The organism is Mycobacterium ulcerans subsp. shinshuense (genome assembly GCF_002355775.1).
Classification (GTDB): Bacteria; Actinomycetota; Actinomycetes; order Mycobacteriales; family Mycobacteriaceae; genus Mycobacterium; species Mycobacterium marinum.
In genome coordinates, this window is the sequence record NZ_AP017624.1 from 951361 (window position 1) to 972946 (window position 21586).

General features: G+C 67.6%; 20 protein-coding genes and 1 tRNA gene. 13 read left to right on the top strand and 8 right to left on the bottom strand.

What is annotated here, in order from left to right; translation table 11 throughout:
* Positions 1-5: 5 nt before the first annotated feature.
* The 3 genes from SHTP_RS04540 to SHTP_RS04550 are packed head-to-tail and all read right to left on the bottom strand — an operon-like array spanning position 6 to position 4508.
* Complete coding sequence (locus SHTP_RS04540) at positions 6-1601, bottom strand: acyl-CoA carboxylase subunit beta (RefSeq protein WP_012396083.1); 1596 nt, start codon at positions 1599-1601, stop codon at positions 6-8.
* A gap of 49 nt (positions 1602-1650) precedes the next feature.
* The gene (locus tag SHTP_RS04545) at positions 1651-2799 is read right to left on the bottom strand and encodes an acyl-CoA dehydrogenase family protein (RefSeq protein ID WP_096369906.1); all 1149 of its coding nucleotides are present in this window, start codon (positions 2797-2799) and stop codon (positions 1651-1653) included.
* A complete protein-coding gene (locus tag SHTP_RS04550; protein WP_096369907.1) occupies positions 2796-4508 on the bottom strand; it encodes an acyclic terpene utilization AtuA family protein in 1713 nt (570 codons plus the stop codon). The genes SHTP_RS04545 and SHTP_RS04550 overlap by 4 nt, the downstream gene beginning before the upstream one ends.
* A gap of 265 nt (positions 4509-4773) precedes the next feature.
* Between SHTP_RS04550 and rpmF the strand changes: the two genes are divergently transcribed.
* The 5 genes from rpmF (at position 4774) to SHTP_RS04575 (ending at position 9529) form a co-directional block, all read left to right on the top strand.
* Complete coding sequence (gene rpmF / locus SHTP_RS04555; RefSeq protein ID WP_011742229.1) at positions 4774-4947, top strand: 50S ribosomal protein L32; 174 nt, start codon at positions 4774-4776, stop codon at positions 4945-4947.
* 272 nt (positions 4948-5219) lie between these two features.
* Complete coding sequence (gene mprA / locus SHTP_RS04560; protein WP_020726450.1) at positions 5220-5912, top strand: two-component system response regulator MprA; 693 nt, start codon at positions 5220-5222, stop codon at positions 5910-5912.
* Complete coding sequence (locus SHTP_RS04565; protein ID WP_096369908.1) at positions 5912-7447, top strand: HAMP domain-containing sensor histidine kinase; 1536 nt, start codon at positions 5912-5914, stop codon at positions 7445-7447. Before mprA ends, SHTP_RS04565 begins: the two co-directional genes overlap by 1 nt.
* Before the next feature lie 100 nt (positions 7448-7547).
* Complete coding sequence (locus tag SHTP_RS04570; RefSeq protein ID WP_096369909.1) at positions 7548-8987, top strand: S1C family serine protease; 1440 nt, start codon at positions 7548-7550, stop codon at positions 8985-8987.
* A gap of 44 nt (positions 8988-9031) precedes the next feature.
* Positions 9032-9529: a MogA/MoaB family molybdenum cofactor biosynthesis protein gene (locus tag SHTP_RS04575; RefSeq protein ID WP_020786125.1), complete on the top strand. Its 498-nt coding sequence runs from the start codon at positions 9032-9034 to the stop codon at positions 9527-9529.
* Positions 9530-9548: 19 nt separating this feature from the next.
* Here SHTP_RS04575 and mscL read toward each other — a convergent pair whose 3' ends face one another.
* The 4 genes from mscL to SHTP_RS04595 form a co-directional block, all read right to left on the bottom strand.
* Positions 9549-10004, bottom strand: coding sequence for a large-conductance mechanosensitive channel protein MscL (mscL, locus tag SHTP_RS04580; protein ID WP_096369910.1), 456 nt, complete (start codon positions 10002-10004; stop codon positions 9549-9551).
* 76 nt (positions 10005-10080) lie between these two features.
* On the bottom strand, positions 10081-10755 hold the full coding sequence (locus SHTP_RS04585) for an SAF domain-containing protein (RefSeq protein ID WP_015357013.1): 675 nt from the start codon (positions 10753-10755) through the stop codon (positions 10081-10083).
* A 66-nt stretch (positions 10756-10821) separates the two neighbouring features.
* Positions 10822-11157, bottom strand: coding sequence for an FmdB family zinc ribbon protein (locus tag SHTP_RS04590; RefSeq protein ID WP_096369911.1), 336 nt, complete (start codon positions 11155-11157; stop codon positions 10822-10824).
* 74 nt (positions 11158-11231) lie between these two features.
* Positions 11232-11825 carry a 5-formyltetrahydrofolate cyclo-ligase gene (locus tag SHTP_RS04595; RefSeq protein WP_096369912.1) on the bottom strand — a complete coding sequence of 198 codons (594 nt, stop codon included), beginning with the start codon at positions 11823-11825 and terminating at the stop codon, positions 11232-11234.
* A gap of 77 nt (positions 11826-11902) precedes the next feature.
* Here SHTP_RS04595 and SHTP_RS04600 point away from each other — a divergent pair, with 77 nt between their 5' ends.
* From SHTP_RS04600 to SHTP_RS04620, 5 genes are all read left to right on the top strand, one after another.
* Positions 11903-12820, top strand: a complete 918-nt coding sequence (locus tag SHTP_RS04600; RefSeq protein WP_011742220.1) for a UTP--glucose-1-phosphate uridylyltransferase — start codon at positions 11903-11905, stop codon at positions 12818-12820.
* A 51-nt stretch (positions 12821-12871) separates the two neighbouring features.
* Positions 12872-14161: a molybdotransferase-like divisome protein Glp gene (gene glp / locus SHTP_RS04605; protein ID WP_015357011.1), complete on the top strand. Its 1290-nt coding sequence runs from the start codon at positions 12872-12874 to the stop codon at positions 14159-14161.
* Positions 14162-14183: 22 nt separating this feature from the next.
* Positions 14184-14837: a GNAT family N-acetyltransferase gene (locus SHTP_RS04610; protein WP_012396071.1), complete on the top strand. Its 654-nt coding sequence runs from the start codon at positions 14184-14186 to the stop codon at positions 14835-14837.
* A 206-nt stretch (positions 14838-15043) separates the two neighbouring features.
* A complete protein-coding gene (gene sepX, locus SHTP_RS04615; RefSeq protein WP_096369913.1) occupies positions 15044-16222 on the top strand; it encodes a divisome protein SepX/GlpR in 1179 nt (392 codons plus the stop codon).
* Positions 16223-16274: 52 nt separating this feature from the next.
* Positions 16275-16347 (top strand) — tRNA-Ala (locus tag SHTP_RS04620).
* Between the two features lie 109 nt (positions 16348-16456).
* On the opposite strand, the gene SHTP_RS04625 is transcribed toward SHTP_RS04620, so the two are convergent.
* Positions 16457-17239 (bottom strand): FkbM family methyltransferase, encoded by a 783-nt coding sequence (locus SHTP_RS04625; protein WP_096369914.1) that lies wholly within the window; start codon positions 17237-17239, stop codon positions 16457-16459.
* Positions 17240-17574: 335 nt separating this feature from the next.
* Here SHTP_RS04625 and SHTP_RS04630 point away from each other — a divergent pair, with 335 nt between their 5' ends.
* The 3 genes from SHTP_RS04630 to SHTP_RS04640 are packed head-to-tail and all read left to right on the top strand — an operon-like array spanning position 17575 to position 21550.
* Positions 17575-18960, top strand: coding sequence for a tyrosine-protein kinase domain-containing protein (locus tag SHTP_RS04630; protein WP_096369915.1), 1386 nt, complete (start codon positions 17575-17577; stop codon positions 18958-18960).
* The gene (locus SHTP_RS04635; RefSeq protein WP_096369916.1) at positions 18957-20432 is read left to right on the top strand and encodes an O-antigen ligase family protein; all 1476 of its coding nucleotides are present in this window, start codon (positions 18957-18959) and stop codon (positions 20430-20432) included. The genes SHTP_RS04630 and SHTP_RS04635 overlap by 4 nt, the downstream gene beginning before the upstream one ends.
* Positions 20429-21550 carry a glycosyltransferase family 4 protein gene (locus SHTP_RS04640; RefSeq protein ID WP_096369917.1) on the top strand — a complete coding sequence of 374 codons (1122 nt, stop codon included), beginning with the start codon at positions 20429-20431 and terminating at the stop codon, positions 21548-21550. Before SHTP_RS04635 ends, SHTP_RS04640 begins: the two co-directional genes overlap by 4 nt.
* The last annotated feature ends 36 nt before the right edge of the window (positions 21551-21586 follow it).

Genomic DNA, 21586 nt, shown 5'->3' on the forward strand with positions numbered 1-21586 from the left:
CGGCATCACATCCGGAAGACGCCGAAGTTCGACGTTCCCTTGATCGGGCCATTGGCAATGGCGGACAAACACATTCCCAGTACGGTGCGGGTGTCGCGCGGGTCGATCACCCCATCGTCATAAAGCATTCCGGACAGCACTAGCGGCAGCGACTCCGCTTCGATCTGGCCCTCGACGGCCGCGCGCATCGCGGCGTCGGCGGCCTCGTCGACCTGCTGGCCGCGAGCCTCCGCGGCCGCTCGCGCCACGATCGACAGGACGCCCGAGAGCTGCGCACCGCCCATGACCGCGGATTTGGCACTGGGCCAGGCGAACAGGAAGCGCGGGTCATAGGCGCGCCCACACATGCCGTAGTGACCGGCACCGTAGGAGGCGCCGAGTAGCAGGGAGATGTGCGGGACCTTCGAGTTGGACACGGCGTTGATCATCATCGAGCCGTGCTTGATCATGCCGCCTTCTTCGTAGTCCTTGCCCACCATGTAGCCGGTGGTGTTGTGCAAGAACAGCAGTGGCGTGTCGGCGCGGTTGGCCAGCTGGATGAACTGGGTGGCCTTCTGTGACTCCTCGCTGAACAGCACGCCGCGGGCGTTGGCCAGGATGCCCACCGGGTAGCCGTGCAGCCGGGCCCAGCCGGTGACCAGCGACGACCCGTACAGCGGCTTGAATTCGTCGAATTCGGAGCCGTCGACGATGCGGGCGATCACTTCACGGGGATCGAAGGGGACGCGCAGATCCGAGGGCACGATGCCGATCAGCTCCTCGGCATCGAAGAGCGGCTCGGTCACCGGCGCGGGGGCTGGGCCCTGTTTGACCCAGTTCAGCCGAGCCACGATGCGGCGCCCAATGCGGATCGCGTCGAGCTCGTCGACGGCAAAGTAATCGGCCAAACCAGATATGCGGGCGTGCATTTCGGCGCCACCGAGCGACTCATCGTCGGACTCCTCGCCGGTGGCCATCTTCACCAGCGGGGGACCGGCCAAGAACACCTTGGACCGCTCCTTGATCATCACCACGTGATCGGACATCCCGGGCACGTAGGCGCCACCAGCCGTCGAGTTTCCGAATACCAGTGCAATCGTGGGAATCCCGGCCGCGGACAGCCGGGTCAGATCGCGAAACATCCGCCCGCCGGGGATAAAGATCTCCTTCTGGGTGGGCAGGTCCGCCCCGCCGGATTCCACCAGCGAGACGACGGGAAGCCGGTTCTCGAAGGCGATCTGGTTGGCCCGCAGGATCTTCTTCAACGTCCACGGATTGCTGGTGCCTCCTTTGACCGTCGGGTCGTTGGCGACGATCATGCACTCGACCCCCGCCACCACCCCGATGCCGGTAACGGTGCTGGCGCCGACCTTGAACGCGCTGCCCCAGGCGGCCAGGGGGCTGAGCTCCAGAAAAGGGGAATCCGGGTCGACGAGCAACTCGATGCGTTCCCGGGGAGTCAGCTTGCCGCGGGCATGGTGGCGGTCAACGTACTTGGGCCCGCCGCCCGCCAGCGCGTTGGCGAGTTCGGCGTCGATCTCATCGAGCTTCGTGGTTGCGGCCGAAGCCGCCTCGCTGAAGGCGGCCCCGTTCGGGTCGAGTGTGGAGCGCAATACGGTCACGCGCACCGCCTGCGGTGGCGGGCGAACCGGTGGCGAACTGGTGTTGCAATCATGATTGATACCCCAGGAGTTTGGCGGCCAGTGCGGTCAGGATTTCGGTGGTGCCACCGCCAATGCCCAGGATTCGCATGTCCCGGTATTGGCGTTCGATTTCGGATTCGGCCATGTAGCCCATGCCGCCGAACAGCTGAACGGCTTGATTGGCTACCCATTCGCCGGCCTCGACGGCGGTGTTCTTGGCGAAGCAGACCTGCGGGATCAGGTCGTGCTCGCCGGCGAGTTGGCGCTCCACCACGCTGCGCGAGTAGACCCGGGCGACGTCGATGCGGCGGGCCATCTCGGCCAGCGTGTTCTGCACCGATTGGCGCGAGATCAGTGGGCGGCCGAATGTTTCCCGGTCGCGGCACCATTGCACGGTGATGTTCAGGCATCGCTGCGCGCTCGAATACGCCTGTGCGGCAAGCGCGATGCGCTCGGAGACAAACGCCTGCGCGATCTGGGCGAAGCCGCTGTTCTCGGCGCCGACGAGGTTGGCCGCGGGAACCCGCGCATCGGTGTAGGACAGCTCGGCGGTGTCCGAGGAGCGCCAGCCCATCTTGTCCAGCTTGCGGCTGACAACGAACCCCGGGGTGCCCTTTTCCACGACCAACAGCGAAACCCCACCGGCTCCGGGGCCTCCGGTGCGGACCGCGGTGACCACGAAGTCAGCGCGTACTCCGGAGGTGATGTAGGTCTTGGCGCCGTTGACGATGAAGTGGTCACCTTCGCGCACCGCGCTGGTCCGCAGATGCCCCACATCCGAGCCGCCGCCGGGTTCGGTGATGGCAAGCGCGCCGATTTTGTTCCCGGCCAGCGTGGGCCGAACGAACTCCTCGATCAGTCGCTCATCGCCCGAGGCAATCATGTGCGGCACCGCGATACCGCAGGTGAACAGCGATGCGAAAACCCCACCCGGGACACCCGATTGGTGCATCTGTTCGCAGATGATCACCGAGTCGGCGCCGTCGCCGCCGCCCCCGCCAGCGGATTCGGGCAGTCCGGCGCCCAACAGGCCGGCCGCCCCGGCGCGGCGATGCAGGTCACGGGGCAACTCGCCGGTGCGTTCCCATTCGTCGATGTGCGGTAGCACTTCCCGCTCGGCGAATGAGCGCACCGACTTGCGCAACTCTTCGCGCTCGGGGGTGTTCCAGATGCTCATAGGAGGCTCTCCGGGATATCGAGGTGGCGGCTGCGCAGCCATTCGCCCAGCCCTTTGGCTTGCGGGTCGAATCGCGCCTGATAGGCCACGCCTTGACCGAGAATCCCCTCGATGACGAAGTTCAGCGCCCGCAGGTTGGGCAACGCGTAGCGGGTGACTTGCAGATCGGCCGCCTCGGGCAGCAGTTCCTTGAGCAGTTTCACGGTCAACGTGTTGGCCAGCCAGCGCCACTGCTCGTCGGTGCGCACCCATAGTCCGACGTTGGCCGACCCGCCCTTGTCCCCGCTGCGGGCGCCGGCAATCAGGCCCAGCGGTACCCGTCGGGTCGGGCCGGTGGGCAGCGGATCGGGCAAGGCCGGGGGATCGACCGATTCCAGTTCCAGGGTCTCGGTGGCGCAGGGGATATCGGTGCGCGTGCCGTCGGCGTGCACGGCGATGTGTGGCACCAGCTTGGCGTCCACGTAGCCGGGCACGAACACCCCATACACCTGGCCGTCGCCCGGGGGCGCGGTCGAGGTGAATCCGGGGTAGCTGGCCAACGCCAATTCCACCGCGGCCGAGGAGAATTTGCGGCCCACATTGGCGGGGTCGGGGTCACGGACCACGCAGTGCAGCAGGGCGCTGGCGGCTTCCTCGGTGTCGGCGTCGACGTGGTCGGTGCGGGCCAGGGTCCATTCCAGTTCGGCGGGTTTGACGGTCAGGGTGGCCTCGAGCTGGCGTTGCACGAGCTCGGCCTTGGCCTCGATGTTCAGACCCGTCAAGACGAACGTCATGGCGTTGCGGAACCCGCCGATGCTGTTCAGCGACACCTTCAGGGTCTGTGGGGGCGCTTCGCCGATCACGCCGCCGATGCGCACCCGATCCGGGCCATCGCTGGACAGCTGGATGGTGTCCATCCGGGCCGTCACGTCCGGATTGGCGTAGCGGGCGCCGGATATCTCGTAGAGCAGTTGTGCGGTGACGGTGTCTGGGCTGACCAGCCCACCGGTGCCGGGGTGTTTGGTGATCACCGAGGTGCCGTCGGCGCTGACCTCGGCCAGCGGGAAGCCGGCGTAGGTCAGATCGGGGACCTCGGTGAAGAAGGCGTAGTTGCCGCCGGTGGCCTGGACCCCGCATTCGATGACATGGCCGGCCACCACGGCGCCGGCCAGCTGGTTGTAGTCGGTGCGGCCCCAGCCGAAGTGCGCCGCCGCGGATCCGACGATCACCGAGGCGTCGGTGACCCGGCCGGTGACCACGACGTCGGCCCCGCTGTTGAGGCAATCGACGATGCCCCACGCGCCCAGGTAGGCGTTGGCTGTCAGCGATGTGCCCAGGCCGAGTTCGGCCGCGCGGGGCGCCAGATCGTCGCCTTCCACGTGGGCGATGCGGGCGCCGATGCCCAGGCGCTCGGCTAGGGCCCTGATCGCATCGGCCAGCCCGGCGGGATTGAGGCCGCCGGCGTTGGCGACGATGCGCACTCCGCGATCGTGGGCCAGTCCCAGGCAGTCTTCGAGCTGGGCCAGGAAGGTCTTGGCGTAGCCGCGCTCGGGGTTCTTCATCCGGTCGCGGCCCAGGATCAGCATGGTCAGTTCGGCCAGGTAGTCGCCGGTGAGGTAGTCCACCTCGCCGCCGGTGAGCATTTCGCGCATCGCCGAGAGACGGTCCCCGTAGAAACCGGAACAGTTCGCGATGCGTACGGCGCCGGACGCATCAGAACGAGACGCCATCCGCGTCCTCCTTCATCGGGGTTACCGGTGGGCAGGGTTTGCCGGTGCGTGAACCAACCAACCGGTAGGTCAGCATAGCGGGACTCCTGCCACGGTGTGATACCCGCCTCACTCGGTGCGCGAACACGGCGGATCCGGCGGTGCCCGGTTTTGGCAACCAGCAGGTCACCGACTATCGTTGACGTCATTCGTCGCCGCTGTGCCGATTGGCCATGCCGTGCGACATATTGAACCCGAAACCCCGACCGAGGAGTTAGGTCCGACCATGGCCACACCAAAGCGCAGGATGTCGCGCGCGAATACTCGAAGCCGGCGCTCGCAGTGGAAGGCCACCAAGGCCGAACTCGTCGGCGTCACCGTTGGCGGTCAGAAGCACAAGGTGCCTCGCCGGCTGCTCAAGGCGGCCCGGCTCGGTCTCATCGATCTCGACCGTCGATAGCCCGATTACCCTGGGCCATCGCGCCTGGGTGTCTCTGTCCTCTTAGCGGCGACTGCCGTCGCTGCTGAGTGGGCGCAACCCGGCCCCTTCCTAGTGGGGCCAATGTGGCGGTTGTGATACGGCGCGGCATGACGGCCGCGCGGTGCATCGATGCCGGCTGCCTGGCGGCGCTGGCAAACCGTTGGTTCTTGATCCCGATCAAATTGTGACGCTGTCGTCATTTCGGCGCGCCTCTCAGGCCGCTCTCAGGCGTTAGGACGAAACTAATGTCCGTGCGGATACTTGTCGTCGACGACGATCGCGCGGTGCGCGAGTCGCTGCGCAGGTCGCTTTCCTTCAATGGCTACACGGTTGAGCTGGCACACGATGGTGTGGAAGCTCTCGAGATGATTGCCAGTGATCGGCCTGACGCGTTGGTGCTGGACGTCATGATGCCGCGACTGGATGGCTTGGAGGTATGCCGTCAACTTCGCAGCACCGGTGATGATCTGCCCATTCTCGTGCTGACCGCCCGGGATTCCGTCTCCGAACGGGTCGCGGGGCTCGATGCCGGCGCGGATGACTACCTGCCGAAGCCGTTCGCGCTGGAAGAGCTGTTGGCGCGGATGCGCGCGTTGCTGCGCCGCACCAAGCCCGAAGACGACGAAGCCGCCGATTCGGTAGCCATGACGTTCTCCGACCTGAGCCTGGACCCGGTGACCCGGGAGGTGACCCGCGGGGCGCGGCGCATCAGCCTCACCCGAACCGAGTTCGCCCTGCTGGAGATGCTGATCGCCAACCCGCGACGGGTGCTGACCCGCAGCCGCATCCTCGAAGAGGTGTGGGGCTTCGACTTTCCCACGTCCGGCAACGCGCTCGAGGTCTACGTGGGCTACCTGCGGCGTAAAACCGAGGCCGAGGGCGAGCCGCGGCTGATCCACACCGTGCGCGGGGTGGGTTACGTGCTACGCGAAACGCCACCCTGATGGTGGGATTCCGTCGCGGACCGCGCGCACCGCTGCGTGCCACCAGCTCGCTGTCGCTGCGCTGGCGGGTGATGCTGCTGGCGATGTCCATGGTGGCGATGGTCGTGGTGCTGATGTCCTTCGCCGTCTATGCGGTGATCTCCGCCGCCCTTTACAGCGACATCGACAACCAGCTGCAGAGCCGGGCGCAGTTGTTGATCGCCAGCGGCTCGCTGGCCGCCGATCCGGGCAAAGCCATCGAGGGCACCGCCTACTCGGATGTGAACGCGATGCTGGTGAACCCGGGCCGGTCGATCTACACGGCCAACCAGCCGGGGCAGACCCTGCCGGTCGGGGCGCCGGAGAAAGCGGTGATCCACGGGGATCTGTTCTTGTCCCGGCGCACCGTGTCCGATCAGCGCGTGCTTGCGATCCATCTGCCCAACGGCAGCTCGCTGCTGATCTCCAAGAGTTTGAAACCGACCGAAGCGGTCATGACAAAGCTGCGCGCCGTGCTGCTGATCGTTGGTGGCGTTGGCGTCGCGGTCGCCGCCGTGGCCGGTGGAATGGTGACCAGGGCCGGGTTGCGCCCGGTGGGTCGGCTTACCGAAGCGGCCGAGCGGGTCGCCCGCACCGACGACCTGCGGCCCATCCCGGTTTTCGGCAGCGACGAGTTGGCCAGGCTTACCGAGGCATTCAACTTGATGCTGCGAGCGCTGGCCGAGTCCCGGGAACGGCAGGCGCGGCTGGTCTCCGACGCCGGCCACGAGTTGCGTACCCCGCTGACTTCGCTGCGCACCAATGTCGAGCTGCTGATGGCGTCGATGGAGCCCGGCGCGCCACGCCTGCCGGAGCAGGAGATGGTTGGCTTGCGCGAGGATGTGGTCGCCCAGATCGAGGAATTGTCCACTCTGGTGGGCGACCTAGTCGACCTGACCCGTGGCGATGCCGGTGTCGTGGTGCACGAACCCGTCGACATGGCCGAGGTGGTCGACCGCAGCCTGGAGCGAGTCCGGCGCCGTCGCAACGACATCCACTTCGACGTCGATGTCGTCGGTTGGCAGGTCTACGGCGATGTGGCCGGGTTGTCGCGGGCGGCACTGAATTTGATGGATAACGCCGCCAAATGGAGTCCGCCGGGCGGCCGGGTGGGCATCCGGCTGCGCCAGCTTGATCCATCGCACGCGGAGCTGGTGGTGTCCGACAACGGGCCGGGCATTTCCCCGCAGGAGCGTCGTCTGGTCTTCGAGAGGTTCTACCGGTCCACTTCGGCGCGGGCGATGCCGGGCTCGGGCCTGGGGCTGGCCATCGTCAAGCAGGTGGTGCTCAATCACGGGGGATCGCTGCGCATCGAAGACACCGTCCCGGGCGGTCAGCCGCCCGGAACAGCAATCTGCATGCTGTTGCCTGGGCGCCCGATGCCGGGTTCGGCCTACCCGGCGGCCCCCGATGACAAAAAAACCGAGCCCGTAGACACCCGCGGCGCCAATGGCGCGAACTCTCGGGGTTCGGCGAACGTTATCTCAGTGGATTCTCAGTCCGCGCGCGCAAGGTAGTTGTGCAGTTACTGTTGACCATCAAGCCCATGCAAGCAGCGCATGGCTGGAAAATCGAGGGCCAAACAAAGCCCGAGCAGAGGAAGAGCGACTTAGCGACATGACGAATCACCCGAGGTATTCGCCACCGCCGCAGCAGCCGGGATATCGTACCGCGCCTAACCAGCCAGTGCCGCCCGCTTATGCCCAGGGGCCGCAGCAAAATTACAACCCGCAGTTCGACTGGCGCTATCACCAGTCCCGCCCGCAGCCGCGCCCGCCCTACGAGGGTGTGAGCGGTACCGGGCCGGGCCTACTGCCGCCCGCCACCGGTCCGGGACCGATCCCGCCCGACACCGGGCCGGGCCCGATCCCCGGCGGCACGGGGCCGGGGCCGATTCCCGGCATGCTGCCACCGATGGCGCCCCCTCCCAACGTAATTCGCGAACGTCGGCCCCGGGCCGGAATGTTGGTCATGGGTGCGGTGGTGATCGCGGTGGTGTCCGCCGGTATCGGCGGTGCGGCCGCATCGATCATCGAACTCAACCGCTCGCCGGCAACGAGCAGCGGTCGTGAAATGGTCGCCAGCGGGGCTCCGAGTGTCCCCGCAGCAAACATGCCGCCGGGTTCGGTGGAGCAGGTGGCCGCCAAAGTGCTGCCCAGCGTCGTGATGCTGGAAACCGACGTGGGCCGCCAGTCCGAAGAGGGTTCGGGCATCATCTTGTCGGCCGACGGATTGGTCATGACCAACAACCACGTGGTGGCCGCCGCCGCCAAGCCGCCCGCCGGTGCGCCGGAGCCCAAGACCACGGTCACGCTCTATGACGGGCGTACCGCGTCGTTCACCGTGGTCGGGGCCGACCCCACCAGCGATATCGCCGTCGTCCGGGTGTCCGGGGTCAGTGGCCTGACCCCGATTGCGCTGGGATCGTCGGCGGACCTGCGGGTCGGCCAGCCGTTGCTGGCGATCGGATCCCCGCTGGGCCTGGCCGGCACCGTGACCACGGGAATCGTCAGCGCCCTCAACCGTCCGGTGTCCACCACCGGTGAGTCGGGTAACCAGAACACCGTGCTGGATGCCATCCAGACCGACGCCGCGATCAACCCGGGTAACTCCGGTGGCGCGCTGGTCAACATGAACGCTCAACTGGTGGGCATCAACTCGGCCATCGCCACGCTGGGTGCGGACTCCGGCGATGCCCAAAGTGGTTCCATCGGCCTGGGCTTCGCGATTCCGGTCGACCAGGCCAAGCGCATCGCCGACGAGTTGATCAGCACCGGCAAGGCATCACACGCCTCGCTGGGTGTGCAGGTGACCACCGACAAGGGGGTACCCGGCGCCAAGGTTGTCGAGGTGGTGCAGGGCGGTGCGGCCGCGACCGCCGGGTTGCCCAAGGGCGTTGTCGTCACCAAGGTCGATGACCGGGCGATCACCAGCGCCGACGCGCTGGTCGCCGCGGTGCGGTCCAAGGCGCCGGGTGACAAGGTGTCGCTGACCTTCCAGGATCCCGACGGCAGTACTCGTACCGTGCAAGTCACCCTCGGCAAGGCGGAACAGTGAACGCCGATGCACAGCTGTCCGACCTCGGATATAGCGTTGCACCCATGGAACAGGGTGCGGAGTTAGTAGTCGGCCGGGCACTCGTCGTCGTCGTGGACGACCGCACCGCGCACGGCGATGAGGATCACAGCGGGCCGCTGGTCACCGAGCTGCTCACCGAGGCCGGTTTCGTCGTCGACGGGGTGGTTGCGGTTGAGGCCGACGAGGTCGACATCCGAAACGCGTTGAACACCGCGGTGATTGGCGGGGTGGACCTGGTGGTATCGGTGGGCGGCACCGGTGTGACGCCGCGTGACGTCACCCCGGAGGCCACCCGCGAGATTCTGGACCGCGAAATTCTGGGTATTGCCGAGGCCATCCGGGCCTCGGGATTGTCCGCCGGAATCACCGACGCCGGGCTCTCACGTGGCTTGGCCGGGGTATCCGGGAGCACGTTGGTGATCAACCTGGCCGGGTCCCGCTATGCCGTGCGGGATGGGATGGCGACGCTGAATCCGTTGGCCGCCCACATCATCGGCCAACTGTCGAGTCTGGAGATCTAGGCCCGGGCCCGGTGACGGGTCAGGTGTCCGCGCGGGGTCCGTAGTTCGGCGGGGGCGTCCCGGCTGTCCCCGGGGCCTCGTGCCGGCCGGACGAGTTGGAGTTCGTCTGTGCGAGCAAGTCGCGGATTTCGGTGAGCAGGACGATTTGGGCGTCGTCGGCCTGCTCGACCTCACCCTTCTTGCGCAACGTGTTGTAGGGCACCACCACCAGGAAATAGACCACCCCGGCGACCAGGATGAAGTTGATGGTGGCCGACAGCAATACGTTCAAGTCGATGCTCTGGCGGCGGCCGATGCCGATCTTCAAGATGCCCAGATCGGACTGCTCGTTGACGCCCACCCGGTTGATCAGCGGCGTGATGATGCTGTCGGTGAACCTGGTGACCAGCGCCGTGAATGCCGTACCGATGACCACGGCGACGGCCAGGTCGACGATATTGCCCCGCGAGAGAAACTCCTTGAACCCTTTGAGCATTGGGATGTCCCTTCAGGAATGGACCGAGACTGGACCGCGTTTGCTGTCGATCACCTGTCCAACGGCGGCGAGCTGCTCAGTGCAGGGTCAGGGTGAGAGTCTGCCCAAGCGCAGAGCCCGCCACCATGTTCGCCAGGCGAGCCGGCAGCGCAACCAACACTACGCGGTGAGCGTGCGTTTGTAGCTCCTGCTTGGCCGACACCAGCACGACGACGGCGTCGGTGGCCACGACCTTCGCGGCCGGTGGGGAGGGCTGATTGGCCGCCGGCGCGTCGGTGGGCGGCGCGGCCAGGACGTCCACGACGTCGCCGACCCGGATCAGATCGATCAGCGCACTGTCGGCCAGATGCAGCGGCACGACCCGGGCGCCGGGGCCGGCGGTGGACTCGGCCAGCCGGCTGCCCAGGATTCGGACGTCGGTGAGCACCTCGCCGCGCCGGGTGGGGCTGGCCAGTGTCGCCCCGACCAATGCGCCCACATCGGTTTGGGATCCGTCGGGAAGGGTTGCGGCCGAACGCGTTTCCAGGCGGACGTCCGCGATGGTCAACGGTGTGCCCGGCGACAGGTCACGCGCGGCAACCACCACCTCGCAGAGGTTGGTGTCAGGGCTGGGCCACAGGGCGGCGACGGCGGCCAGCACGACCAGAACGCCCGCGACAACGCGGCGGGCCAGGACGGTCCGGGTCCACTCGGGACGCACCGACACCGCTATGCGGCTGAGCAGGGTTGGGTTCAGCGAGGGATCCGCCACGGTGCAAACGGTAGGCGGGTGGCGGGGCGGCGGGTGCCGGTCAGACGGCTCCCTGTGGATAACCCGCTAGCTCGAGGTGCTGGCTGCGGCCGGGGCGGCGCTGCTTGTCGACTTCTCCCTGGAGCTCGACGACGTGCTCGACGTCTTGGCGTCGCTCGACCCGGAGCTGCTGGAAGATTCGCTCGACGACGACCCGCCGCTGGAGCTCTTCGATTTCTTTGTCGCTTCGCGGCTATCGGTGCGGTAGAAACCGCTGCCCTTGAACACGACGCCAACTGCGTGGAACAGCTTGCGCAGCCGACCGAAGCATTCCTCGCACGTGGTGAGCGAGTCGTCGGTGAACGACTGCACAACGTCGAAGCGGTTGCTGCACTCAGTGCACTCGTAGCTGTAGGTCGGCACAGAAACCTCCGGATTTGGTCAGTCTGGGTTAGCACTCTACCGTTTCAAGTGCTAGAACCGCCACGTGAGCTCGATCATTCCCGGTGTGGAAAGGAAATGATCCCGCGCTGGGGGGTAATCGCGTGCGTCATCCGCACGTCGTGCGGCTCCGAGGGCAACCGGTCGACCACCTCCTCGTCGCGCACGATCGCCAGCAGGCGGGCTTGCGGGTTGCGGTTGGTCAGGGACCGGTCGTAAAAGCCCAGCCCCTTGCCGAGCCGGACACCCTCGAGGTCGACGGCCAGGGCGGGCAGCAGCACCAGGCTGGCCTGGCCCACGGCTGACTCCGGCAGCCAGGGCGCCGGCGGTTCCAGCAGTCCCCAGCGGCCGCGCACCAGCTCACCGGGCCGATACTCGCCCCACATCAGCGGCAATGGGCCGTCGCCGTCGGTGGTGCGGGCGACCGGCAGCAGCACCCGCGCCCCATGCTGCAACAACACGTCGAGCATGGTGATCGAGCCCGGCTCGGTGCCGACCGGAACGTATCCGCAGACGGTGGCGCCACCGTCGATGACCTGCGCCAAGTGCGCATTGAGGAGCAGGGCTTCGGCGGCGTGAACGTCGTCGGGGACCACGCGCCGGGCCTGCCGCAGCCGCGCCCGCATCGCCGCCTTGTTCACCGACGTCATGGCCTCAACGATGACAGGTCACGATTTCTACCGGCCGGACCGACTCGGCGATTCCTGGCGAGGTTATCGTTTGAACGATGTCACAAGAAGTTGCGATCCCCTTTACGGCGATCGTTCCCGCTGCCGGCCTGGGTACGCGGTTCCTACCTGCGACTAAGACGGTGCCCAAGGAGCTGCTGCCGGTCGTCGACACGCCCGGTATCGAGCTGGTGGCCGCCGAGGCGGCCGCCGCCGGTGCCGAGCGGCTGGTGATCGTCACTTCGGAGGGCAAGGACGGGGTTGTCGCGCACTTTGTCGAGGACTTGGTGCTCGAGGGCACGTTGGAGGCCCGCGGCAAGACGGCCATGCTGGCCAAGGTTCGCCGGGCCCCGGCACTGATCAAGGTCGAGTCCGTGGTGCAGGCCGAGCCGCTCGGACTGGGGCATGCCATCAGCTGTGTCGAGCCGACGCTGTCCGATGATGAGGACGCCGTATCGGTGCTCTTGCCCGACGACCTGGTGCTGCCGACCGGCGTGCTGGAGACGATGTCGAAGGTGCGGGCCCGGCTGGGCGGCACGGTGTTGTGTGCCATCGAGGTATCCCCCGACGAGATCAGCGCCTACGGCGTGTTCGATGTCGAGCCGGTGCCGGGCGGGGAATGGGCGGCAAATCCCAATGTTCTCAAGGTCAAGGGCATGGTCGAAAAGCCCAAGACCCAAGACGCGCCGTCGATGTTCGCGGCCGCGGGGCGCTATGTGCTCGACCGCGCCATCTTCGATGCGCTGCGCCGGATCGAGCGCGGCGCCGGGGGTGAAGTTCAGCTCACCGACGCGATCGCGCTGCTGATCGCCGAGGGGCATCCGGTCCATGTCGTGGTGCACCGCGGATCCCGACACGACTTGGGAAATCCCGGCGGCTACCTCAAGGCTGCGGTTGACTTTGCGTTGGATCGTGACGACTACGGCCCGGATTTGCGGCGATGGTTGGTGGCGCGATTGGGCCTGACCGAGCAGTAGCCGAGCGGGTTGGGCCCAGCTCGCCCACTTGGCTCGACGGAAAGGCGCGCTGTGCGTTCTGTAGAGGAGCAGCAGGCCCGAATATCGGCCGCCGCGGTGGCCCCGAGGCCGATCCGTGTTGCCATCGCCGAGGCGCAGGGCCTGATGTGCGCCGAAGAAGTGGTCACCGAACGTCCCCTTCCGGGTTTTGATCAGGCCGCCATCGACGGGTATGCGGTGCGCAGCGTCGACGTGGTGGGGGTCGGGCAAGACCTCGCCTCCGGCGCCGCCGAGTTCTTTGTCGACGACGGCAGCGCTACCAGCCGTGATGCGGTCACGCTGCCGGTGATGGGCACCATCGAAGCCGGTGCTCGCACACCCACCAGGTTGCAGCCCAAGCAGGCGGTTCGGGTGCAGACCGGGGCCCCGCTACCGACGCTGGCCGACGCGGTCCTGCCGCTGCGGTGGACCGATGGCGGAATGAATCGGGTTCGGGTGCTGCGCGGGGCGCCGTCGGGCGCCTATGTGCGCCATGCCGGTGACGATGTGCAGCCCGGTGACGTCGCGGTGCGCTCCGGCACCATCATCGGGGCCGCCCAGGTGGGGCTGCTGGCCGCGGTGGGGCGCGAACGGGTGCTGGTGCACCCGCGGCCGCGGCTGTCGGTCATGGCGGTGGGCGGGGAGCTGGTGGACATCTCCCGCACGCCGGGCAATGGGCAGGTGTATGACGTCAACTCCTACGCGCTGGCGGCCGCCGGCCGGGACGCCGGCGCCGAGGTGAACCGGGTCGGCATCGTCAGCAACGACCCCAAGCAACTCGGCGAGATCGTCGAGGGCCAGATCAACCGGGCTGAGGTGGTGGTGATCGCCGGCGGGGTGGGCGGCGCGGCCGCCGAGGCGGTCCGCTCGGTGCTTTCCGAGCTCGGCGATATGGAAGTGGTTCGCATCGCGATGCATCCGGGATCCGTTCAGGGGTTCGGCCAACTCGGCCGCGATCGGGTCCCGACGTTTCTGCTGCCCGCCAACCCGGTCAGCGCCTTGGTGGTGTTCGAGGTGATGGTTCGTCCGCTCATCCGGCTCTCCCTGGGCAAACGCCAACCGATGCGCAGGATCGTGCAGGCCCGCACGCTGTCGCCGATCACCTCGGTGGCCGGCCGCAAGGGCTACCTGCGCGGCCAGCTCATGCGGGATCAGGAGAGCGGCGAATACCTGGTTCAGGCGCTGGGCGGGGCTCCGGGGGCATCCTCGCACTTGCTGGCGACGCTGGCCGAGGCAAACTGTCTGGTTGTGGTACCCACCGGAGCCGAACAGATCCGTACCGGCGAGATCGTTGACGTCGCCTTCCTGGCGCAGCACGGGTAGAGCGACCCACGGCAAGATCTTCGTGAACCTCATGCGCGCTGGGCAGCGCCATCCCGGTTGGCCGATGGATGTCGGTCCGCTGCGGGTTCGTGCCGGCGTGATCCGGCTGCGCCCGGTTCGAATGCGCGACGGCGCGCAGTGGAGCCGGACCCGGCTGGCCGACCGCGCTCACCTGGAACCGTGGGAGCCCAGCGCGGAGGGCGACTGGACCATCCGGCATTCGGTCGCGGCCTGGCCGGCGGTGTGTTCGGGGCTACGTTCGGAGGCGCGTAAGGGCCGGATGCTGCCGTATGTGATCGAGCTGGACGGCAGGTTCTGTGGCCAGCTGACCGTCGGCAACGTGGTGCACGGGGCGCTGCGTTCGGCCTGGATCGGCTATTGGGTCGCCAGCTCGCAGACCGGTGGGGGAATCGCCACCGGTGCGGTGGCACTGGGGCTGGACCACTGCTTCGGGCCGGTGGGGCTGCACCGGGTGGAAGCCACGGTGCGCCCGGAGAACGCGGCCAGCCGAGCGGTGCTGGCGAAGGTCGGGTTCCGCGAGGAGGGGCTGTTGCGCCGCTACCTCGAGGTGGACCGGGCATGGCGCGATCACCTGCTGGTTGGCCTCACCGTCGAAGAGGTCGAAGGGTCGGTGGTCTCGACGCTGGTTCGCGCGGGGCAAGCCAGCCGGCTCTGAGCGCCGGCGGCAAACCGGCCGGTGCGAATGGCGAAATCCCGCTGGCGGGAGCCCTAGGGAAAATTGGGGCTATCGCGACACGTGTGGCGTGTGGTGCTTGTGGGAGGCAAATTACAGGTGTGTAATTGCCCTTGGGCGCTTTTGACCCGGCCGCGTTGGCCACTGATGTGCCTCGCGGGGATCGGAACCGAAGAGAGCAGGTCACTATGCCAAGCATCCCGCAGTCGTTGTTGTGGATATCGCTGGTGGTGCTGTGGCTGTTTGTGCTGGTACCCATGCTGATCAGCAAACGCGAAGCGGTCCGTCGCACCAGCGACGTCGCCTTGGCTACCAGGGTGCTCAACGGGGGCGCGAGCTCGCGACTGGTCAAGCGCGGCGGTCCGGCCGCCGGTCATCGCAGCGACCCCGACTGGAAACGCCAGCGAGAGTGGGACCACGAGGCCCACGACGATGACGACGACGAGGACGACGCCGAGCCGGAAACCGACCAAATCCCGGAGTTGGCGCACGGCGATGAGGAGGTAGCCCAGGACACGGGCAGCCAGGGTGCGGTCATCATGAAGGTGGCGGCCACTCGCGACACCGCGGTTGACGAGCCCGACTACCTCGATGTCGATGTCGTCGAGGAAGACTCGGGTGTGCTCTGCCTGGGCCCCGGCGCTCGATCGGCGCAGGAGCAGCCGATGGCGCGGGCGGCCGGCACGGCGGTGCCGGAGGCCGAACTCGACGGTGAAGAAGAGCCCGTTGACGAGTCGCAGCTAGGTGATGAGCCGGAATTGGCCGACGACTCCGAACTCGACACCGCGGAGCTCTTCGCGGCGCGCGCGGCCAACCACGAGCACGCCGAAGACGACTACGAATACATGGACGACACTTCCGGTTTGGAGGCGCAAGCCGACGACGAAGAGGGCTACGAGCCGACGCCGAGGTACACCTCCGGCGCCTCGCGGCGGCGCCGATACGACACCAAGACCGCCGCAGCGGTCAGCGCTCGCAAGTACGCGTTCCGTAAACGCATGCTGGTGGCGATGGCAGTGGTGCTGGTCGGCTCGGCCATTGCCGCCTTCGAAGTGACGGCTGCCGCGTGGTGGCTCTGCTCGGCAGCCACCGTGGTGACGATGCTCTACCTGGCGTATTTGCGCCGCCAGACCCGCATTGAGGCCAAGGTGCGGCGGCGCCGGATGCAACGACAGGCCCGGGCGCGGCTCGGGGTGGAAAACACCCACGACCGCGACTACGACGTGGTGCCGTCGCGGCTGCGGCGTCCCGGCGCGGTGGTGCTCGAGATCGACGACGAGGACCCGATCTTCGAGCATCTGGACTACGCCGGCCCGGTGCGCGGCTACGGCTGGCCGCGGGACTTGCCGCGCGCGGTGGGCCAGTAGGGGCAGGCGGTTCGGCCGTTGCGGCCGCGGCTGGTAGCCTGCATAGCGTTCAGGGGCTATGGCGCAGTTGGTAGCGCGACTCGTTCGCATCGAGTAGGTCGGGAGTTCGATTCTCCCTAGCTCCACAGATTCGCAGACTCGGTTCACAAGTGAGCGCCGAGTCGCGTGGCGGATGCCCCGGCCGTTGGCTGGGGTTTTTTCGTTCGGCCGGCGGTTGCCGGGTGATGGCCCGGTCTAGGGGGCGAAGACGAAATTGTTGACGTAGACGCCCCGGGGCGCCCAGCCATCCCGGTGGCCGCCGATGTTCGCCGGGTTCTGATGCCGGGCGACGTCGAACTCGGCGATCGGGCGCCGCTCGTCGCCGAGTTCGAAGAAGCCCCGGTACCCGAGTCCGCCCAACAGGGTGGTGATCTCGGCCACGGCGTTGGGGCGATGGCGTTCCTCGGCTTCCACCAGAATCGTCGGCCGGTTGCGCATGAGAGTGTCGGTGGCGCCCCGCAACACCGCCAGTTCGTGGCCTTCCACGTCGACCTTGATCAGGCCGACGTCGCTCAATTGCAGATCGTCGAGGCGCTTGACCGCTACGTCGATGCTTCGGATTCGGCCAGCCACATCGCCCAGGGCGTTGTCGGTGTCTATCGTGCTGCGGCCCGGTTCGGACTCCACGACGCGCATGGACAGGCAACCGGGCTTGTCGGATAGCGCCACCGCTTCCACCCGCACCGCGGCGCCGACCGCGTCGAACATCGAGGCCAGCTCGCGCGCCTGGGCGGGCCGGGGCTCGAACGCGACGACCGAGCGTGACGAGGCCAGCATCGCGATGGTGAACTCGCCGACGTCGGCCCCGATGTCCACCGAGATGCGATCCGGATCGCACAGCGACGCGGCCAGCCGGACATCGGCGCGGGATTCCCCGAGGCGTTGCAGCACCCGGTACTTGCGTTGCCAGAAAAGACCCGGCGCGACGGTTCGGACCACCGGAGCGAGCCACCGTTTGATCCGGGCCGCGGCTGTCATCGGCGGCAGTCTTCCCTCGCGATCGTGAGCCTGGCGTCGCATCGGCATCTCCTACGGCCAAGCCATTGCCGGGTTAGAACGCGTTTGCGCCGCGGCTTGTCGGTGACACGCTACGCGAACCGGCGTGGTCAGCGCTGCGCGCTTGGGGGCCACCGCGCGGTGTCGGGGCTGGTCGGGGCTGGTCCGGATGTCGGTGCCGGGTCCGGGGGCAAGGACCGCCGTATCTCCTGCGCGACGGCGAGAATGCTGCATAATTCCAGAGGAATTCCCAGTGCGGGTGCCCAGGGAACGCGATCGGCCCTCTTTGTGTGGCGCCGGCTCAGAGGGGGTAATGGATGGATTTCCGCACCTTTGTTCAGACCCTCGCCAAGCGCTGGAAACTTGTGGTCGGCGCGCTGCTCGCGTGTCTGGCCGGCGCGACAGCCGTCACCGCATTTCAGACCAAGGTCTATCAATCCTCGGCCACCATCTTCATCTCGGTATCCGGGCAGACCGACGTCAACGACGTGTACTGGGGCGGGCAGGCCGCACAAGACCTGTTGTCGTCATATGCCGAGATCGCCGGGGGCCGTGAGGTGGCGCAACGCGCCATCAGTCAGCTGCAGCTGCCGATCAGCCCCGAAGCTCTGGTGCAGCAGACCCAGGTGAAATACGCGCCGAAATCAATGCTGTTCACCATCGCGGTTTCCGACACCGATCCAAAGCGTGCCGCGTTGCTCGCCGGGGGCATGGCCGATTCGTTCGCCACGCTGGTTGGGACGCTCGGTTCGGCCCCGCGCGCACTCGGGGCCGAACCGCAGCAGCAGGCGCCGCCCACCGCCCCGATGGCCAGGGTGACGGTGGTCAAGCGGGCCGAGGTGCCCGTTAGTCCCAGCCGACCGCTGCCCAAGCGCAACTTGGTGATGGGGCTTGCGGCCGGGTTGCTGCTCGGGATCGCGGTGGCGCTGGCCCGTGAGGCCAGTGATCGCACCGTGCATAGCCGCCGGCAACTCGACCAGCTTTCGGGTCTGCCGACGTTGGCCGAGCTTCCCGGCCGGCGCGGCGGCGTGCCGCAGTTCGGTACCGACGTCGCCATCGACGACGCGGTGCGCGGCCTGCGTACCCGCCTGCTGCGGGCGATGGGGCCGCAGGCCCGGCGCCTGGTGGTGGCGGCGCCGTTCGCCGGCGAGGGAACCACGACCACCGCGCTGAATCTCTCACTGTCCTTGGCCGAACTCGGTGAAGACGTACTTTTGGTCGAGGGTGACACCCGTCGGCCCGTGATTGCCGGCTTGCTGAAGGTGGAATCCCGCGAAGGGTTGGCCAACGCGCTGGCTAACCCCGAGATCGCGCTGGAAGTCGTCAAGCCCACCCGGATCTCGAAGCTGTTCATTCTGGCGTCGCGAAGTGTCCGCCGCGAGACCGCGTCGGCCAACGCTTACCTGCCGGAAGTGATTGACAGCGTGCTGATGGATCTTTCGGCACGCTTTTCCCGATTGGTGATCGACGGCCCGCCGGTGCTGGCCACCGCCGATACCGGCTTGCTGGCCGGGGCCGTGCAAGCCACGGTGCTGGTGGTGCGCGCGGGACGCACCACCGTCGATGAAGTCAACGACGCGCTGTCGGCGCTGCGCGCGGCCGGGGCGAACGTCGTCGGCACCGTATTGACCGACGCCCGAATTTCGCGCCACACCAGCGCCGCCGCCCGGATCTACCGCGGAAAGCTAAGCGGGCTGTCGTGATCCTCTACCTGCCGCGCCGCTATCGCTTGGCGATGGGTGCGGCACTGCTCGCGGCGTTCTTGTTCGGATGTTTCGTTTTCGGCGTGCTGTCGGTGCGTCACACCGGCCAAGGTGTGATGCTGATCGCCGGGATGTTCAGCCTGGTCGTGTATTGGGCGAAACCCGAAGCGATGGTAGGGATCGCGCTGTTCTTGGCGTTCGCGGCGCTGCCGGCAAGCCTGCACGTGGGCAAGGTCGTCGGCCCGGGCGTGATCTACGCCTATCAGGTGGCGTTGGTGCTGGCGATCTGCTACCTGATTCCACTGGTGCGACCGCGGGTCTCCGATTTCGTGCTGCCCGGCATCTTCGCGGTGGCGGTGCTGCTGTATGCGGTGGTCGGGCTGGCGCTTGGACACCCCGACTGGGTGGTGATGCGGTCGGCGCAAAACCTGTTGGAGATGGCCGGCGGGTTCGTCTTGGCGCTGTTGGTGGTGTACGGCAATTACCTGCGGATGGCGATTGTCACGATGGTCGTGACGCTGTGGTTCTCGGCGGGCATGGCCATTGTCGGTTCGGTGCATGCGATCCGGCTGGCCGGCCGGGCGGAAAGCCTTGCCGAGACGACGGGAGCCGACCAGGCCCTGCGGATCATCTTGTCCGCGCAAACACCGGCCACCGCCGTGCTGAGCGCATTGGTCGCCGCGGTGATCGTCGGGCGGGTCAGGCCGGCCTTCTTTTTCGCGCTGGGCCTGCCCGCGTTGATCATCGTGTTGCTGGCCTTCGCCCGCCATGTGCTGATCTCGCTGGCGGTGGCCGCCGTCGTCGCGTTGCTGGCCACCTCCAGCTGGCCGGCGCTGCGCCGGACCGCCACGCTTTTCCTGGTCGGCACCGCGGTTGTCGCGTTTGTGGTGCCGACCTCATTGTTTCTGCTGCAGCAGTCCAGGGCCGGGGCGTGGCTCGCCGATCAGTTCACCGCATTGCACCAGCGTGTGCTGCATGGCCTTTCGGGCGGCGCGCTCGCCGTCGACGAATCGACGCAAGATCGGCTGCGCGAAATCGACAGCCTCGACCGCGCGATCGCGGAAGCCCCGGTGTTCGGCCACGGCCTGGGCTACGCCTATCGGCAACCGTACGGAGACGACCCCGACGACTTCACGATGAAGCTCTACCCGACCTTCTCGCACAACTTCTATCTCTGGTGGCTGGCCAAGGCCGGGGCGGTGGGCATGGCGGTGTTTGCGATCTTCGCCCTCACCCCGCTGTTCGGGGCGCTGCGCCGCGGGTCGGACCGCGCCAAGATCGCTGCGGCCACCAGCATCGGCTTGCTGGCCATCTCCGCCGTCTGGCCATTGCCGGAGATGCCGGTGGACGCCCTGGGCTTGGGTCTGGTCTTGGGGTTGACGATGGGATTTGCCACGCAGCGACGCGGCGGCGCCGATGCCCAGGCCGCGGATACCGACGCGGCGCTGGCGCCGGCGGGCACGCCCGAGTGAACTCGGTCGGGGTGCCGACGCCGCAGGGCCGGCTGCGCGTGCTGGTGGTCGGCCCGGCCCCGGCCGCGGCGACCAGCCGGGGCGGTATGGCCACGGTGATCGCGCTGATGGCGGCCCATCCTGACCCACACATCCACATCACGGCGGTGCCCACGTTCATCGACGGCCCGCTATGGCCGCGGCTGATGCTCGGTGTCCGCGGAATGCTGCGCGCCACCTGGCTGGTGCTGCGCAAGCGCACCGATGTCCTGCATGTTCATCTGGCCCACGGCGGCAGCGTGATTCGCAAAGCCCTGCCGCTGTTAGCGGCGCGACTGACCGGTACACCGGCGATTGTGCATGCCCACAGCTACGACTTCGGCGGCTGGTTCGATCAGCTCGCGCCGCCAGCTCGGGCGGCGGTGCGCCGGATGCTGGCCGCCGATCACTGGGTGGTGCTGGGGGAGCGCCATGTCCAGGAGTACGCCAGCCGGCTGCGGTTGCCCACCAACCGGATCAGCGTGCTACCCAACGCGGTTCGAATTCCGAACACCCCGGTGAATCAGCTGGGGGTCCAGCGCGTGCATGCGGTGGCCCTGGGGCGGCTGGGCGTGCGCAAGGGCAGCTATGACCTGATCGACGCGGTAGTGGCGCTCGATGAGACGGTGCGCAACCGGCTGCTGGCCACGCTCGCCGGGGACGGCGACGTCGCCCAGGTGCGTGCGGCGGTCGCCAAGGCCGGTCTGGGCGAGACGATCGACGTGGTGGGCTGGCTCGATCCGATGGCGCGCGACGAGTTGCTGTGCCGTGCACAAATTTTCGTGTTGCCCAGCCGCAACGAGGGCCTGCCCATGGCGTTGCTCGAGGCGATGGCGAACGGGCTGGCCCCGGTGACGACAACGGCGGGCAGCATCGGCGAAGTGGTCACCGATGGCGTCAACGGCCTGCTCGTTGGGCCCGCCCACGCCGATCAGCTCGCGCACGCGCTCGGCGCCCTGGTGACCGATGAGAACCTGCGCGCCCGCCTGGGCGGGGCCGCCCGAGAGCGGGCCGGTGAGTTCGGGCTCGACCGCTGGTATCAGCAGCTGACGCGGTTGTGGGCAAGCCTGGCCAGCGATCCGCACCCGTCCCGGCGATGACGATGTCAACCAACCATCCCCGACGGTGTTCTCATA

Excerpts from the sequence above, each read along its gene's own strand:
- SHTP_RS04545 (WP_096369906.1), bottom strand. The coding sequence starts at position 2,799 with ATGAGCATCTGGAACACCCCCGAGCGCGAAGAGTTGCGCAAGTCGGTG.
- SHTP_RS04550 (WP_096369907.1), bottom strand. The coding sequence starts at position 4,508 with ATGGCGTCTCGTTCTGATGCGTCCGGCGCCGTACGCATCGCGAACTGT.
- rpmF (WP_011742229.1), top strand. The coding sequence starts at position 4,774 with ATGGCCACACCAAAGCGCAGGATGTCGCGCGCGAATACTCGAAGCCGG.
- SHTP_RS04565 (WP_096369908.1), top strand. The coding sequence starts at position 5,912 with ATGGTGGGATTCCGTCGCGGACCGCGCGCACCGCTGCGTGCCACCAGC.
- SHTP_RS04570 (WP_096369909.1), top strand. The coding sequence starts at position 7,548 with ATGACGAATCACCCGAGGTATTCGCCACCGCCGCAGCAGCCGGGATAT.
- SHTP_RS04575 (WP_020786125.1), top strand. The coding sequence starts at position 9,032 with ATGGAACAGGGTGCGGAGTTAGTAGTCGGCCGGGCACTCGTCGTCGTC.
- mscL (WP_096369910.1), bottom strand. The coding sequence starts at position 10,004 with ATGCTCAAAGGGTTCAAGGAGTTTCTCTCGCGGGGCAATATCGTCGAC.
- SHTP_RS04595 (WP_096369912.1), bottom strand. The coding sequence starts at position 11,825 with ATGACGTCGGTGAACAAGGCGGCGATGCGGGCGCGGCTGCGGCAGGCC.
- SHTP_RS04600 (WP_011742220.1), top strand. The coding sequence starts at position 11,903 with ATGTCACAAGAAGTTGCGATCCCCTTTACGGCGATCGTTCCCGCTGCC.
- sepX (WP_096369913.1), top strand. The coding sequence starts at position 15,044 with ATGCCAAGCATCCCGCAGTCGTTGTTGTGGATATCGCTGGTGGTGCTG.
- SHTP_RS04625 (WP_096369914.1), bottom strand. The coding sequence starts at position 17,239 with ATGACAGCCGCGGCCCGGATCAAACGGTGGCTCGCTCCGGTGGTCCGA.
- SHTP_RS04630 (WP_096369915.1), top strand. The coding sequence starts at position 17,575 with ATGGATTTCCGCACCTTTGTTCAGACCCTCGCCAAGCGCTGGAAACTT.